We start from the raw sequence: 15,289 nt of genomic DNA, 5'->3' as shown, positions 1-15,289 counted from the left end.
CGCGCCGCGGATGGCACCTGACCGGAGAGGCCCAGGGCCGCAAGGATACCGCGCGACGGGATTGCGAGCCGGCTGCGCATCAGCGCTCAGGCCTGCCCGCCCTCCGCCGACAGCATCAGGGCCGAGACGCCCAACCGTCCCAGCGCCGCCTCCCACATCTGCGCGGGTTTCGTGCCGAAGACGAGGTCCGGATCGGCATCGCAGACCAGCCAGCCGTTCTGCTGCAATTCCTGCTCGAGCTGGCCCGGCCCCCAGCCGGAATACCCCAGGCACATGCGACGCTGCGCGGGCCCCTGCCCCGCCGCGATCTCCTCGAGGATATCGAGCGTCGCGGTCATGGCGAAATCGGCGTTGATGTTGAGCGTGGTGGGATCGTCGCGCGCATCCGCGCTGTGCAGCACGAAGCCGCGCCCGGTCTCCACCGGACCGCCGAAGAAGACCGGCTCGAAAGACAGGGTCGGGCTCGGCGGGATATCGAGCTGCTCCAGAAGCGCCACCATGCTGAGCCCCGGCGCGGTCTTGTTGATGATGAGGCCCATCGCGCCCTCGCCCGAATGCGAGCAGAGATAGATCACCGCGCGGTCGAACCGCGGATCGCCCATGCCCGGCATCGCGATCAGGATGCGGCCGGTCAGATCGGTCGATGGGGTGCTCTCGGGCATGGGGTGTCCTTGCATCGGCTTTACCATGACCGCGCGCGCGCGCCCGTGCAAGCAATCCAATGTGTCAGCGCGTTCAGCGAGACGTGACTTTCCATTTCGCCGTCAAAGGGGCAGAGATCGGGACATGTTGCGTCTTCTCTGCCTCGCCCTCGCGCTGATCGCCGCGCTGCCTATCGCCACCGCCCCCCTCAGGGCGGGCGAGTTCGACGACATCGTCCGGGTCGAACTGCGCCCCGGCTGGCGGCGCGACGACGGCACCCATATCGCCGCCTTGCACCTGACGCTCGCCCCGGGTTGGAAGACCTATTGGCGCGCCCCCGGCGATGCGGGCATTCCGCCCGAATTCGGCTGGCGCGGTTCGCGGAACCTCGCGGGTGTGTCGGTGATCTGGCCGCGCCCGGACGTGTTCGATCAGGCGGGCATGCGCTCCATCGGCTACATGAACGAGCTGGTCCTGCCGCTGGCGATCCGGCCCTCGGGCGATGGCGACGTGGTCCTGAAGGGCGACATGCAGCTCGGCATCTGCAAGGATGTCTGCCTGCCGCATGCGCTCAGCTTCTCGGGCCGCCTGCCCGAAGCGGGTACCGCGCGCGACCCGCGCATCGCCGCCGCCCTGTCCGACCGGCCCTTCACCGCCGACGAGATCGGCGGCGCCCGCATCCGCTGCGAGATCGCACCCGGTGCCAATGGCGCGCTGTCGCTGACCGCGCGGATCGACATGGCCTCCGCCGGCGCGCGCGAGGACGTTGTGGTGGAGACCGGCAATCCCTTCCTCTGGGTGGCAGAGCCCGAAAGCCGCCGCGAGGGCGATACGCTCATCGCCTCGACCCGGATCGTGCATATGGAGCGCAAGCCCTTCGCGCTCGATCGCGGTGCGCTGACCTTCACCGTGCTGGGCACGCAGCACGCGGTGGAATTGTCGGGCTGCAGCGGCTGAGCCGGGACGGATCGCGCGCTGCTGTCCCATCTGCGCGTGAAGCGGCGGCGGCGCGGCGTGCCCGTCAGGTCTGTCCGGCCCGCCCGGCCCGCGCCATGCGCAGGGCCGCACCCAGATAGACCAGCAGCACCGCGATCCCGATCCCTGCAATGAACAGCGCATAGGCCCCGGCGAGCCCCGGCCCCAGCGGCGACAGCGCGGCCAGCGGCGCGGGCAGCGCGCCCGTCGCAGCGACCCAGCCCATCGTCGCCCCGAGCCAGCCGAGCACCAGCGCCATGCCCGCGCCATGCGCCGCGCGGATGCCGCCGCGGGGATGGCGCAGCCCGCGCATCAGGCTTGACCTCGCGCGCGCCAGGTCCTCGCCGATGGCCAGCAGCGCCGGCACCACCAGCAACACCAGCACCATCCCGAAGGCGAGGCCGAAGACCAGCGTGATAACCGTGGGCTTGAGGAATTCCGCCTGGCTCGATCCCTCGTAGAGCAGCGGCGCAAGGCCCAGCACCGTGGTCAGCGTGGTCAGCAGGACGGGGCGCAGGCGGTCCGCCGCGCCGTCGATGATGGCCGGGCGGATGCCCCGCTCGGCGGCGTATTCGTCGATGGTCGTGACCAGCACGATGGAATCGTTGATGACGATTCCGGTCATGCCGAGAAGGCCCACCACGGTGAACATGCTCATCGGCACGTCCCAGGCGTTGTGCCCCCAGATCGTGCCGACGAGGCCGAAGGGGATGATCGCCATGACCACCAGCGGCCGCGACCAGCTGGCGAAGACCCAGGCCAGCACGATGTAGATTCCCAGCAGCACCATCATCAGCGCCAGCGCCGCATCCGACAGGAACTGGTCCTCCTGCTCGGACAGGCCTGACAGGCGGTAATCCACCTGCCGCTCGGCGGCGATGGCGGGCAGGATGTCCTGCTCCAGCGCGTCCATGATATCTGCGGCGCGGGCCGGATCGTCCTCCGACAGATCGCCGTTGACCGACACGAGCCGGATGCCGTTCTCCCGCCGCACGGTGGAGAAGCCCGCGCTGCGCTCCACCTCGACGATATCCGCAAGCGCGACATAGGCGCCCTCGGGCGTGCGCAGCTGCATCCGTTCGAGGAAATCCGCCGTCAGCTCGTCCTCCGGCAACTCGACGCGGATGGTGGCCGAGCGCGGCCCGACCGGGTAATTCGCCGCCTCGACGCCCCCGAGCCGCGCGCGGAGCGTCTGGCCCAGCATGGCGATGTCGAAGCCCAGTGCGCGGCCCTGCGGGGTCAGTTCGAGGCGCAGCTCGTCCTTGTCATAGGCCAGATCGTCCTCGAGTGCCGAGACCTCGGGATATTGCGCGAGCTGCGCCTTCAGATCCTCGGCGGCGGCCTTCAGCGTCGCGGCATCGGCGCCGTAGAACTGCACGTCGAGCGCGTCGCCCCCCGGGCCCGACCGCCAGCCGCGGAAACTGACCGTCTCGGCCAGCGGGTGGCGCTCCACGCGCTCCTGCAGGTCGCCCACGAACTTGAAGGACGAATAGGGCCTGAGATCGGGTTCGATCAGCTCGATCGCGATGGAGCCCAGCTGGTCGGCATCCTTGCCGTCCGTGCCCGCCAGCCCGCGGCCCGAATTGCCGCCGATCTCCGACAGCACGTAGGCCACGGGGTTCAGCCCGTATTCCGCCTCGTACTCGGCCGCCAGCGCCTCGACCGAGGCCTGCATGGCCAGCATCTGGGCGTAGCTGTCCGCCCGCGTCGCACCGGGCGCCATGGCGAAATTGCCGGTGACGGAGGATTGCTCCGGCGCGTTGAAGAAGCGCCAGGTCACGTCGCCGCGGATCAGCAGCGCGGCCTGGCTCGCGAGCAGCGCCACAACCGCGGCGATGACCACGTAGCGCGCGGCGATGACGCCCGCGATCAGAGGGCGGAAGAGCTGCGCCCGGACCCAGCGGAAGCCGCGGTTCACGGCGCGGGACGGCGCGTCGTACCAATGCCGCTTGTCCGCATGGGCCAGCGCGTGACGCATGTGATGGGGCAGGATCAGGAAGCATTCCACAAGGCTCGCGGTCAGCACCGCGATCACCGTGAAGGGGATGTCGCGGATCAGGTCGCCGAACCGCCCGCCGATCACCACCAGCCCCCAGAAGGCGATGATCGTGGTCAGCGTGGCGCAGAAGACCGGCAGCGCCATCCGCGCCGCCGCGCGCTCCGCCGCCTCCGCCGGGCCGTAGCCGCGCCGCGACAGGTGGTCCGCATGCTCGCCCACCACGATGGCATCGTCGACGACGATCCCGAGCGTGATGATCAGCGCGAAGAGCGAGATCATGTTGAAGGTGATCCCCGCGGCGTACATCAGCGCCACCGCCGCCAGCATCGCCGTCGGAATGCCCGCCGCCACCCAGAAGGCGATGCGGGCATTGAGAAACAGGAACAGCAGCAGCACCACCAGCCCGAGCCCCATCAAGCCGTTGTCGACAAGGATGTCGAGCCGCCCCGAGATCGCCTCGGCCCGCGTGCGGATGAGGTCGATGGTGGCGCCCTCGGGCATCTCGGCCTGCAGCTCGGCGGCGATCTCCTCGACTTGCCGCTGGATCCCGATGGCATCCCCCCGCGCGGTGCGGTCGACGCGGATCGACATGGCGGGGTTCTCGCCGACGAAATAGCTGCGTTCCCGGGTCACCCCCTCGATGCGGATCTGCGCCACGTCGCCCACGCGCAGCTCGGTCCCGTCGGGGTTGGAGCGCAGGACGATGCCCTCGATCTCGTCGGCCTGCCGTTTCTCGGCCCCGGTGCGCACCCGCGCATTGGCGCCCTCGACCTCGCCCGCGGGGTCGGCATCGACCTCGGCGCCGATGGCGGCGGCGATCTCGCGCAGGGTGATGTCATGCGCGATGAGCATAGTCGCGGGCACCTCGACGATGGTCTGCGGCGCGGCAAGGCCCCGGATCGTGGTGTTCGTCACCCCCGCCGCGAAGAGCCGGTTGACAAAGAGATCGGCGTAATTCGCCAGCTGCTCCGCCGCGATGGGGCCGGTCAGGACCACGTCCGTCACCCGGTCGAACCATGCCGAGCGCGAGATCTCCGCATCCTCCGCATCCTCGGGCAGGTCGTTCACCGCGTCGATGGCCTGGCGTATGTCGTTGGTGGCGCGGCTCATGTCCCAGTTGGGCTCGAATTCGAGCTCGATGGACGCGATCCCCTCGCGCGACCGGGCGCGGCTCGCCTCGACCCCCTCGACCGCCAGCAGCGCGGGCTCGAGCCGCTGCACGATGGCCTGGTCGATATCCTCCGCCCCGGCGCCGTCCCAGCGCACGGAGATGTCGATCTCGTCGACGATCACGTCGGGGAAGAATTGCGCGCGCATGTTGGGGATCGCCAGCGCGCCCGCCGCGAGCATCAGCACCAGAAGCAGGTTCGCCAGCGTCCGGTGCCGCACGAAATAGGAAAACAGCCCGAAGACGCGGGCCGGGCCGCGCGCGGGCCCGCTGCCGGACCCGCCGACGGAATTGCGGTTGGCCACCGGATCGGGCGCGCGCGCCATCGGCTCAGCCCCCGATCCGCGCTTCGAGCCGCGCAACCATCGCCGCCGGCACACGCGGCGCGTCGAGCTGGCTCAGCAGCCGCGCCTTGGCCTCCTCGGGCATGCGGTCATTGCCGCTGACGAAGGCGCGCAGGCGCGCCCGGCGCTCCTCGGTCAGTTCCATCAGCGCGTCGGCCTCGGCGGTCTCGTCGTCCTGCAACGCAGCGCCGAAATTGCGCGGACGCACCTTGATGCCCGGCCCCAGAAGCGGCGTCTTCTGCGCCACGACGCGGGCGCCGGCAAGGCCCTCGCCGCGCACCAGAACGTCGTCGCCCTGCCGCCGGACCAGCGTCACGGGCAGGGCCTCGAGCCGGTCATCCGCGCCCACCACCAGCACTTGCTGGCTGCCATCGAGCGCGGTGGCGGGCAGCCGGACCACGTCATCAATCGGTACCTCGTCGATGCGCACGGTCACGAAATCCCCCGGCTGGAAGCCCGGCGCGGCATCGAGCCGTGCATAGATCACGCGGCCCGTCTCGCCCGCCGCGACGCGCGGATTGGCCCGGTCGATGACCCCCGTCGCCACGATATCGGTGCCATAGACATCGAGCGTCGCGGTGACCGGAGCTTCGCGCAGTCGGCCCTCTTCCAGCAGCCGCACATAGCCTTCGGTCGAGACCCGGAAGGCCACGTCCAGCGCATCGGGATCGATCAGCGTCGCGATCTGTTCATTGGCCGAAACGAGCCGCCCCTCGACCACGCCGACCTCGCTCAGGACACCGTCGAAGCCCGCGCGGATCTCGGTGGCGGCGAGGCGGCGTTCGGCCTCGGCCACATCGAGCGTGGCGCGCGCGATGGCGGTCTCGGCCTGGGCCACGCGCGCCTCGGCATCGGCCAGGGCCTGGCGGCGCTGCAGGACGGCGGCGCGGGCGGTCGAGGCCTGCAGCTCCGCCGCCTCCGCCGCGCTGGCGCTGCCGACGCCGCGCTCCTGCAAATCCTGCTGGCGCGCGAAGGCGCGGTCATAAAGCGTCACCTGGTCCTCGGATGCGGCGAGGTTCTCGCGCGCAAGCGCCACGGCACGTGCGCTGTCGCGCGCCTCGGCCTCCGCATCGGCCAGCGCCGATCGGGCGCGTTCCAGCGCGGCCTCGGCATCGGCGGGGTCGATCCGCGCCAGCAGCGCGCCTTCCGCGACCCGCCCGCCCGCATCGAAGCCGGGCGCAAGCGCCACGATCCGCCCGCCCGCCTCGGCGCGGATTTCGAGCGTGCGGCGGCTTTCGACGCTGCCATAGGCGGTCAGCACCGGCACTTCCGTGCCCGGCACCGCGTCGACCACGTTGACCGCGAAGACCCGCTCGCGCCCTTCGGGCATGGCGGGCGTCTCGGCCATGCGTGTCGCCACCGCGCCCTGAAGAAGCGCACCGGCATAGACCAGAAGGCCCAGCGTCGCCGCCAGAAGGAAAAGCCCGGTCAGGGAACGCCTGAGAAACCGCATGTCGCCTCGATCAATCGTCAGGGGCCGCTCATGGCCCATGATAGGCAAATAAGGCGCGGCGGGCGTAAACCAAAGGTGACACGCCGCCGCTCACCACCCTGTTACGCGGATCCGCGGCGAATTTGTCGAAAAAAAGCGAAGGAAATGCCGGGCCAGGCCGGCCAGGGCGTCACTTCCGGCGCTGGTGCTCGTCCAGGCGCGGCATGATCTCGACGAAGTTGCAGGGCCGGTGGCGGTAATCGAGCTGCAGCGACAGGATCTCGTCCCAGGCATCCTTGCAGGCCCCGGGGCTGCCCGGCAGCGCGAAGAGATAGGTGCCCTGCGCCACGCCCCCCGTGGCCCGGCTCTGCACCGCCGAGGTGCCGATCTTGGCCATGGAGACATGCGTGAAGACCGTGCCGAAGGCCTCGATCTCCTTCTCGTAGACGTCCCGATGCGCCTCGACGGTGACATCGCGCCCGGTCAGGCCCGTGCCGCCCGTCGAGATCACCACGTCGATGCCGTCATCCGCGCACCAGGCACGCAGCTGCGCCGCGATGGCGTCGCGCTCGTCCCGGACGATGGTGCGCGCCGCAAGGATGTGCCCCGCGCCTTCCAGCCGCGCGACCAGCGTGTCGCCGGAGCGGTCGTCGGCGGCCTCGCGCGTATCCGACACGGTCAGAACGGCGATGCGGACGGGGATGAAATCACGGGTCTCGTCGATGCGGCTCACGGTGCGGTCTCTTTCAGTTTGGCCTGCAGGTCCAGAAGATCGGCCCAGGCCTCGCGCTTGGCGGCGGGGTTGCGCAGAAGGTAGGCGGGGTGGAACATCGGCAGGACCGGGCGGTCCAGCGCCTCGGTCCAGGTGCCGCGCAGCCGGGTGATGCCGCGTTTGCCCAGCATCGCCTGCGCCGAGATATTGCCCATCACCACGAGGATATCGGGATCCGCCAGCGCGATATGCCGGTCGAGAAAGGGCTTCAGCATCGCGATCTCGTCAGGCTTCGGGTCGCGGTTCTGCGGCGGACGCCAGGGCAGGACGTTCGTGATGTAGACGCCCTCCTCCCCCTTGGCCTGCCGGTCGAGGCCGATGGCCGCCAGCATCCGGTCCAGAAGCTGCCCCGCGCGCCCCACGAAGGGGCGCCCCTCGCGGTCCTCGTCGCGGCCCGGGGCCTCGCCCACGATCATCAGCCGCGCGGCGGGGTCGCCATCGGCGAAGACCAGGCGTTCGGCGCCGCGCTTCAGGTCGCAATGCTCGAACGCGGCCATGGCGTCGCGCAGCGCGTCGAGATCGCGCGCCCCGGCCGCGGCCTCGCGCGCGATCGCGACGGGGTCGAGCTCGGCCGGTGCGGCCTGCGCGCTTCCCGCGGCCACCGCCACCGAGGCCTGCGCGGCCTTTTCGGCCAGCTGCGCCTCGGCCGCGGCGAAGCGGTCGACGGGCAGCTCCGAGATGGTCTCGGTCACCCCCATCTCCACCTGCCAGGCGAGCATCGCCGCCGCACTATGCCAATCAAGCGATTCCATGGCCGCACCTTATCCCCCTGCCGCTCCGGGCAAAAGCGCCGCCGCGTGCCCGCCGCCGCGGCACTTTCGGCCGGAATTCGCGCCCGAGCCGGAACACTCTGTTTCGCCCGCCCGGCGGCCCTTGCCGCGCGCGGCGCCTCTACCTATACAGGCGGCGAATTCCCGGCCCGGAGCACACCCACCCCCGATGCGTTTCGATCAACGACACCTTCTCGGCATCGAAGCGTTGCGTCCGGATGAAATCACCACCCTTCTCGATCTCGCCGACAAGTACGTCACGCTGAACCGCTCGCGGAACAAGCGCTCGGGCATCCTGTCGGGGCTGACGCAGGTCAACATGTTCTTCGAGAACTCGACCCGCACGCAGGCCTCCTTCGAACTCGCGGGAAAGCGGCTCGGCGCGGACGTGATGTCGATGGCGATGGCGGCCTCGTCGATCAAGAAGGGCGAGACGCTGGTCGACACGGCGCTGACGCTGAACGCCATGCATCCCGACCTGCTGGTGGTGCGGCATCCCAATTCCGGGGCGGTCGATCTTCTGTCGCAAAAGGTCAATTGCGCGGTCATCAATGCCGGCGACGGTCGGCACGAACACCCGACCCAGGCGCTGCTCGATGCGCTGACGATCCGCCGCGCCAAGGGCCGGTTGCACCGGTTGACCGTGGCGATCTGCGGCGATATCGCCCATAGCCGCGTCGCCCGGTCGAACCTGCTCCTGCTGCACAAGATGGAAAACCGCGTGCGCCTCATCGGCCCGCCGACGCTGATGCCCGCGGGCATCGAGGCCTTCGGTGTCGAGGTCTATCACGACATGGCCGAAGGGCTGCGCGACGCCGACGTGGTGATGATGCTGCGCCTGCAGAAGGAACGCATGGATGGCGGCTTCATCCCGTCCGAACGCGAATACTTCTACCGCTACGGGCTCGATGCCGAGAAGCTGGCCCTCGCCAGGGACGACGCCATCGTGATGCATCCGGGGCCGATGAACCGCGGGGTGGAGATCGACGGCACCATCGCCGACGACATCAACCGCTCGGTCATCCAGGAACAGGTGGAAATGGGCGTCGCCGTGCGCATGGCGGCGATGGATCTTCTCTCCCGCAACCTGCGCGCCCGCCCGACGGAGGTCATGGCATGACGACAATGGATATCCGCGCCTCCGAAACCGGCGTGACGCGGCTCTTTCACCTCGACCTGCCCGCCGAGGCCGTGGAACGCTTCACCACGCAGGCCGGGACGGGCGAATATCCCCTGTCCTACGCGCTGGGCGCCACGACGCTGCGCCCGGCCTTCGTCGAGGTGGTGGCGATCCGCGATCTCGGCGGCATGACCCTGTCGCAATACATGGCCAAGGCGCATGACGTGACGGGCCGCGATTTCGACGCCATGCGCGGGCGGATCGACGGGCTCAAGGGCCACGTGGTGATCCTGCCGAGCCAAGCCTTCGGGCAGACCGCCCAGACCCTGACGATCTCGTCGCCCCTGCGCTGGATCGGCACCTTCGAGGAGGAGGCGCCGAAGACCCGCTCGACGCCCATCCGCACCGAAAGCGCCAAGGGCAGCACCGCGCGCCCCGAGCCCGATGACGATCCGCTGGCCAAGGGCGGCTCGCCGCTGCTGCGCGCCATCGTGATCGCCGCCACGGCGCTGACCGTGGGCATCCTGCTCTACGCCTTCACGGGGTGACGCGATGCGACCGGTCCTGATCGAGAACGCGCGTCTGATCGATCCCGAGGGGGACCGCGTCTTCGCGGCGTCGGTGCTGATGGAAAAGGGCGTGATCGCCGAGATCGCCGAGGGTGACGGCCCGGCCCCGGAGGGCCTGCGCGACCGCGCCCCCGCCGAGGCCCGGATCGACGCCAACGGACGCTTCCTGGCACCCGGCATCGTCGATATCGGCGTAAAGGTCTGCGAGCCGGGCGAGCGGCACAAGGAAAGCTACAAGACCGCCGGTGCGGCGGCGGCGGCGGGCGGCGTGACGACGATGGTCACCCGGCCTGACACCGATCCGGTGATCGACACGCCCGAGGCGTTGGAATTCATCCGCCGGCGCGCGCAGGAGGCCGCCCCGGTCCGCGTCCTGCCCATGGCCGCGCTGACCAAGGGCCGCGCGGGCAGCGAGATGACCGAGATCGGCTTCCTGATGGATGCGGGCGCGGTGGCCTTCACCGATTGCGACCGGGTGATCCGCGACACCCGGGTTCTCGGCCGCGCGATGACCTATGCGCGCAGCCTCGGCGCGCTGGTCATCGGCCATCCGCAGGAGCCGGGGCTTTCCGCGGGGGCCGCGGCCACCTCGGGCAAGTTCGCCTCGCTGCGCGGCCTGCCCGCCGTGTCGCCCATGGCCGAGCGGATGGGCCTCGACCGCGACATCGCGCTCATCGAGATGACCGGCGTGCGCTACCATGCCGACCAGATCACCACCGCCCGCGCCCTGCCCGCGCTGGAGCGTGCCAAGGCCAACGGTTTCGACGTGACCGCGGGCACCTCGATGCATCACCTGACACTGAACGAACTCGACGTCGCGGATTACCGCACCTTCTTCAAGGTAAAGCCCCCGCTGCGCGCCGAGGAAGACCGCCAGGCGGTCATCGAGGCGGTGCGGTCGGGCCTCATCGACGTCATCTCGTCCATGCACACGCCGCAGGACGAGGAAAGCAAGCGCCTGCCCTTCGAGGAGGCCGCCTCGGGCGCCGTCGGCCTCGAGACGCTGCTGCCGGTGCTGCTGCGGCTTTACCATTCGGGCGATCTCGACCTGCCCACGCTCTTCCGCGCGCTGTCGCTGAACCCGTCGCGCCGCCTAGCCCTCGAGACCGGGCGCATGGCGCGGGGCGCGCCCGCCGACCTGATGCTCTTCGACGCGGACAAGCCCCTGATCCTCGACCGCTTCAAGCTGCGGTCGAAATCGAAGAACACGCCCTTCGACAATGCGCGCCTGCAGGGCCGCGTGCTCGCCACCTTCGTGGGCGGAAAGCAGGTCTTCGCGGCCTGACCGGTCCCGCTAGCGCCGCTCCCATCAAACCTGCCGCCTGCCGCCCCCGCGCAAGGCAGACCACCATGGCGACGCCCCGGCGACGCGCCCCGGCGAGCCTGACAGGATCCGCAACGTCCAAGGCGACGCCCCCCGCCCCCAAACGCCCGACGCCCCCCCCCCAGGCGCCCCATCCTGCGCTTGCCTCTTTCCAAATACCGCCGGGGGGTCCGGGGGGCTGGCCCTCCGGCCGGTCGCAGCGATCCCCTCGCGGCGACACCTTGGCGCCCCGGCGAAGCGTTTGACGCGCCCTCCCCGCAAGGTACTCTGCGCCCGACCCATAACCGGAGCCCCCTCATGCCCCCTATCGACACCGCGCCCCTGATGCTGCTCGCCTGGGCGCTGATCGGCTACCTGCTCGGATCGATCCCCTTCGGTCTCGTCGTCACCCGTGCCATGGGGATTGGCGATCCGCGCCAGATCGGCTCGGGCAATATCGGCGCGACCAACGTGCTGCGCACCGGTTCCAAGGCCGCGGGCGCGCTGACGCTGCTGCTCGACGGGGCGAAGGGCGCGGTGGCGGTGCTGCTGGCGCGGGTCTTCGCGGGCGAGGACGCGGTGCAGATCGCGGCACTGGGCGCCTTTCTCGGCCATTGCTTCCCGGTCTGGCTGGGCTTCAGGGGCGGCAAGGGGGTCGCGACCTTTCTCGGCATCGTCCTCGCCATCGCCTGGCCGGTGGGCCTTCTGTGCTGCGCGGCCTGGGCCGGGACCGTCGCGCTCACGCGGATTTCCTCGATGGGCGCGCTGGTCGCCGCCGGGGCCTCGACCGTCATTTCCGTCATCGCGGGCTACGCGTCCATCGCGGTCCTGTGCCTCGTGCTGACGCTTCTCGTCTTCTGGCGCCACGGCGCCAACATCGCGCGGCTGCGCGCCGGAACCGAGCCGCGGATCGGCCAGAAGGGCTGATCCGCGCCGCGCTCAGGTCGCGTCGAGGAACGCGGCGATCTCCGCCGCCACCGCCTCGGGCCGGGTGATCGGCGCCATGTGCCCCGCTTCCGGGATCACCGCCTCGCGCGCATCGGGCAGCCGGGCCATCAGCGCCGTGTGGATTTCGGCCAGGATCGGCTCCGTCTGCGCGCCGCGCAGGAACAGGACCGGCATGGTGCAGCGCTCGAGCGCGCCCTCCTTCAGCAGGCGCGCGGAATCGTCGGTCAGCGCCGGATCGGACTCCCCGATGATGCGAACCTGCTTTTGCAGACGCGCGCGCGCCTCTGCCCCCAACGCGTCCCAGGTCTTGCCCACACCCCAGGTGCCGGTGAAGACCTTGGCCGCGGTTTCCGTGTCGTCCCGCGCCAATGCCTCCTTCATCGGGCGCGCGGCTTCGCACCGCGCGGCGAAGACCGCGGGCGCAGTCTCGCGCGCGGCGGCGAAAAGCACCGGTTCGATCAGCACCATCCGGCGGATGAGCCCCGGATGCCGCTCGGCCAGCCGCAGGGCCACGGTCGCCCCGAAGGAGTGACCGAGCAGGGTGATGCCGTCCTGCAGGAAGGGTTCCACCGCGTCGGTGACCACGTCGTGATAATCGCCCCGCCGGTCCCAGTCCGGCGATCTGCCATGGCCGGGCATGTCGGGCGCGATCACCGACAACCGGTCGCCCAGAGCCGCGACGACGCCTTTCCACGCCCCGCCATGGGCAAGCCCGCAATGCAGCGCGAGCGCGGGCGCCCCGCCGGAAGCGCCGAGCGTCCGGCTTCGGAGCGGAAAGAGGGAAGGCGCATCCTTCGGCATCAGATCTTGCCCGAAAGGTGCATCTCCAGATCGTCGAGCCGGTCCTGCCCCCAGAAATGCTGGCCGCTGTCGACGAGGTAATAGGGCGAGCCGAAGACCCCGCGCTGAACCGCCTCCTCGGTATAGCGCTCGAAGGTCTCGGCACCGGCGAGCATGCCGCTGGTCGCGAGCCCCCGGTCGAAGCCCGCCGCCTCGAGGCAATCGGCGATCACGTCATCCTGCGCGATGTCGCGCTCCTCGGCCCAGCAGGCCGCGAGGATGTTGCGCACGAGCTGCCCCAGATCGCCGCCGCCGGCCTTGTCGGCGGCGATGATGGCGTAGCTTGCAGGCGCGGGATTGGTCGGGAAATGCGCGGGATGGATGGTCAAGGGCAGGCCGGTCTTCTTCTGCGTGCGCGCCAGTTCCTGCAGCCGGTAATCCTGCCGCGCCTGCGGGCGCTGGTCGAGCGGCAGGCCGCCATGCGCCTTGAAGACGGCGCCGGGATTGACGGGCTTGTAGGCGATTTCCGCGCCATGGGCCTCGGCGATCCGCTCGAGGCGGTCGCCGCCGAGGTAGGCCCAGGGGGAAATCGTGAAGAAATAGTAATCGATCTGCGGCATTGGGCGCGCTCCTTCATGCATCCGTGCGGATATGTTTCCCGTCCAGCCTAGCCCGTGCTAAGGCCCCGGCAATACGAATCCCAGGGGACCGCGCCGCCATGCCAACCGTCATCGAACCGAAACTCATTTCGGGCAATGCCAATCTCGATCTCGCAAAGGCCATCGCGCGGCGCATGTCGCTCTATCGCGGCATGAATGTGGGCCTGGTCGATGCGCGGGTGGAGCGGTTCAACGACCAGGAGATCTTCGTCGAGGTCTACGAGAACGTGCGCGGCGAGGACATGTTCATCATCCAGCCGACCTCGAACCCGGCGAACGACAACCTGATGGAGCTGCTGATCATGTCGGACGCGCTACGGCGCTCCTCGGCGCAGCGCATCACCGCCGTGATCCCCTATTTCGGCTATGCGCGGCAGGACCGCCGCACCAAGGCGCGCACGCCGATCACCGCCAAGCTGGTCGCGAACATGATGGTCAAGGCCGGGATCGAGCGGGTCCTGACCATGGACCTGCACGCGGCCCAGATACAGGGCTTCTTCGACATTCCGGTGGACAACCTCTATGCCTCGCCGATCTTCGCGCTCGACGTGCATTCGCAGTTCCGCGACTCGATGGACGACCTGATGGTGGTCTCGCCGGATGTGGGCGGCGTCGCCCGGGCGCGCGAGCTGGCCAAGCGGATCAACGCGCCCCTGTCGATCGTCGACAAGCGCCGCGAGAAGGCCGGCGAAGTGGCCGAGATGACCGTGATCGGCGATGTCTCGGGCAAGAAATGCATCATCGTGGACGATATCTGCGACACCGCCGGAACGCTGTGCAAGGCGGCCGAGGTGCTCCTGTCGCACGGCGCGACCGAGGTGCATGCCTATATCACCCATGGCGTGCTCTCGGGTCCGGCGGTCGAGCGGATCTCGAACTCGGTGATGAAATCGCTGGTCATCACCGACTCGATCCCCCGCTCGCCCGAGGCGCAGGCCGCGCCGAATATCCGTGTCGTGCCCACCGCGCCGATGTTCGCGCAGGCGATCCTGAACATCTGGAACGGCACCTCGGTGTCGTCGCTATTCGAGACCGACACGCTGGGACCGATCTACGAGGGCATCCTCTGAGCCTTCAGGAAAGGGATTTGATCGGCGGGGCCCACGGCTTTTGACGCCGCCAAGCTGCGGTGCCGGGCGGCGGTCCGGACCCCGGCTGGGCGTCGATCACATGGCGCGCCGGAACCGCGCTGCAGGTGCCCGGCCAGCGCCGATCCGGCCCCAACGGATGGGCGCTTTGTCGGAGCACGTGCACCCATCAGGCGGCGCAATGTCCTGACACGATAAAGCGGCGACCTGCATCGATGTCGCGCCCCCCCCCCCGCCGGACCGGCGCTGTCCGGTCCGCGCCCGGCACCCAGCGCTAGGATCTCGCTTGTTCGAGGGACGTTTCGCTCCGCTCAGTAAAGGTCCCAGTCGTCCTCGCCCTTGACCTCGCCGATGGCCATCCACGACATCCGCACCCGCGCGATGCGCGTATCGGCCCATGTCCGGAAGACCATGTCGAAGCCGGTCTCGTTCACCTTCTCGGCGCCGAGATCGGCCCGGATATTGGCATGGCTGTCCATGTCCCACAGCGACAGGCTGAGATGGACCTGCGGCGGCACGCTGAAGGGCTCCGAGAACTTGATGCGCTTGCGCCGCTCGCGCGCGCCGTCACCCGTCCACATGTCGCCGCCATTGGCGAAATCCGAGAAGAGCTCGAATTCGCCCTGATCCACGCCAATCCGGTTCGATCTGAGTTTCTGCATAATGTGCCCGTACCGCTCGAATAAGGCCGGAGGATGGGCGATTTGCGACGAAGTGAAA

Annotated in this window: 14 protein-coding genes; 6 read left to right on the top strand and 8 right to left on the bottom strand. The window is 69.6% G+C overall.

Translation table 11 applies throughout. The annotated features are described in order from the left end of the window. Positions 1-86: 86 nt before the first annotated feature. The gene (locus BW990_RS02905) at positions 87-662 is read right to left on the bottom strand and encodes a YqgE/AlgH family protein (protein WP_076444788.1); all 576 of its coding nucleotides are present in this window, start codon (positions 660-662) and stop codon (positions 87-89) included. A 124-nt stretch (positions 663-786) separates the two neighbouring features. Between BW990_RS02905 and BW990_RS02900 the strand changes: the two genes are divergently transcribed. Beyond that, positions 787-1,599, top strand: coding sequence for a protein-disulfide reductase DsbD domain-containing protein (locus BW990_RS02900; RefSeq protein ID WP_076444786.1), 813 nt, complete (start codon positions 787-789; stop codon positions 1,597-1,599). Positions 1,600-1,663: 64 nt separating this feature from the next. On the opposite strand, the gene BW990_RS02895 is transcribed toward BW990_RS02900, so the two are convergent. From BW990_RS02895 to BW990_RS02880, 4 genes are all read right to left on the bottom strand, one after another. Next, entirely contained in the window at positions 1,664-5,110 is a 3,447-nt protein-coding gene (locus BW990_RS02895; protein WP_083950441.1) for an efflux RND transporter permease subunit, read from the bottom strand. A gap of 4 nt (positions 5,111-5,114) precedes the next feature. After that, positions 5,115-6,581: an efflux RND transporter periplasmic adaptor subunit gene (locus BW990_RS02890; protein WP_076444784.1), complete on the bottom strand. Its 1,467-nt coding sequence runs from the start codon at positions 6,579-6,581 to the stop codon at positions 5,115-5,117. A gap of 169 nt (positions 6,582-6,750) precedes the next feature. Continuing rightward, positions 6,751-7,293 (bottom strand): molybdenum cofactor biosynthesis protein B, encoded by a 543-nt coding sequence (moaB, locus tag BW990_RS02885; RefSeq protein ID WP_076444782.1) that lies wholly within the window; start codon positions 7,291-7,293, stop codon positions 6,751-6,753. Further along, the gene (locus tag BW990_RS02880; RefSeq protein WP_076444780.1) at positions 7,290-8,084 is read right to left on the bottom strand and encodes a uracil-DNA glycosylase; all 795 of its coding nucleotides are present in this window, start codon (positions 8,082-8,084) and stop codon (positions 7,290-7,292) included. The genes moaB and BW990_RS02880 overlap by 4 nt, the downstream gene beginning before the upstream one ends. Positions 8,085-8,271: 187 nt before the next feature. Here BW990_RS02880 and BW990_RS02875 point away from each other — a divergent pair, with 187 nt between their 5' ends. From BW990_RS02875 to plsY, 4 genes are all read left to right on the top strand, one after another. Then, positions 8,272-9,222 (top strand): aspartate carbamoyltransferase catalytic subunit, encoded by a 951-nt coding sequence (locus BW990_RS02875; RefSeq protein WP_076444778.1) that lies wholly within the window; start codon positions 8,272-8,274, stop codon positions 9,220-9,222. Next, a complete protein-coding gene (locus BW990_RS02870) occupies positions 9,219-9,770 on the top strand; it encodes an aspartate carbamoyltransferase catalytic subunit (protein WP_234990141.1) in 552 nt (183 codons plus the stop codon). The genes BW990_RS02875 and BW990_RS02870 overlap by 4 nt, the downstream gene beginning before the upstream one ends. A 4-nt stretch (positions 9,771-9,774) precedes the next feature. Then, complete coding sequence (gene pyrC, locus BW990_RS02865; protein ID WP_076444774.1) at positions 9,775-11,076, top strand: dihydroorotase; 1,302 nt, start codon at positions 9,775-9,777, stop codon at positions 11,074-11,076. A gap of 336 nt (positions 11,077-11,412) precedes the next feature. Next, a complete protein-coding gene (gene plsY, locus BW990_RS02860) occupies positions 11,413-12,021 on the top strand; it encodes a glycerol-3-phosphate 1-O-acyltransferase PlsY (RefSeq protein ID WP_076444772.1) in 609 nt (202 codons plus the stop codon). A gap of 12 nt (positions 12,022-12,033) precedes the next feature. Here plsY and BW990_RS02855 read toward each other — a convergent pair whose 3' ends face one another. Both BW990_RS02855 and BW990_RS02850 read right to left on the bottom strand, forming a co-directional pair. Continuing rightward, entirely contained in the window at positions 12,034-12,843 is an 810-nt protein-coding gene (locus tag BW990_RS02855; RefSeq protein WP_083950440.1) for an alpha/beta fold hydrolase, read from the bottom strand. Beyond that, positions 12,843-13,442 carry a 2-hydroxychromene-2-carboxylate isomerase gene (locus tag BW990_RS02850; protein ID WP_076444770.1) on the bottom strand — a complete coding sequence of 200 codons (600 nt, stop codon included), beginning with the start codon at positions 13,440-13,442 and terminating at the stop codon, positions 12,843-12,845. The genes BW990_RS02855 and BW990_RS02850 overlap by 1 nt, the downstream gene beginning before the upstream one ends. 98 nt (positions 13,443-13,540) lie before the next feature. Between BW990_RS02850 and BW990_RS02845 the strand changes: the two genes are divergently transcribed. Continuing rightward, positions 13,541-14,551: a ribose-phosphate pyrophosphokinase gene (locus tag BW990_RS02845; protein ID WP_076444768.1), complete on the top strand. Its 1,011-nt coding sequence runs from the start codon at positions 13,541-13,543 to the stop codon at positions 14,549-14,551. A 329-nt stretch (positions 14,552-14,880) separates the two neighbouring features. On the opposite strand, the gene BW990_RS02840 is transcribed toward BW990_RS02845, so the two are convergent. Beyond that, positions 14,881-15,231: an H-type lectin domain-containing protein gene (locus BW990_RS02840; RefSeq protein WP_076444766.1), complete on the bottom strand. Its 351-nt coding sequence runs from the start codon at positions 15,229-15,231 to the stop codon at positions 14,881-14,883. Positions 15,232-15,289: the final 58 nt, after the last annotated feature.

It is taken from the genome of Roseivivax lentus (assembly GCF_900156805.1).
GTDB classification, from domain to species: Bacteria; Pseudomonadota; Alphaproteobacteria; order Rhodobacterales; family Rhodobacteraceae; genus Roseivivax; species Roseivivax lentus.
The sequence above is the reverse complement of the archived record's forward strand: the minus strand, read 5'-3'. Positions and strand labels throughout refer to the sequence as shown.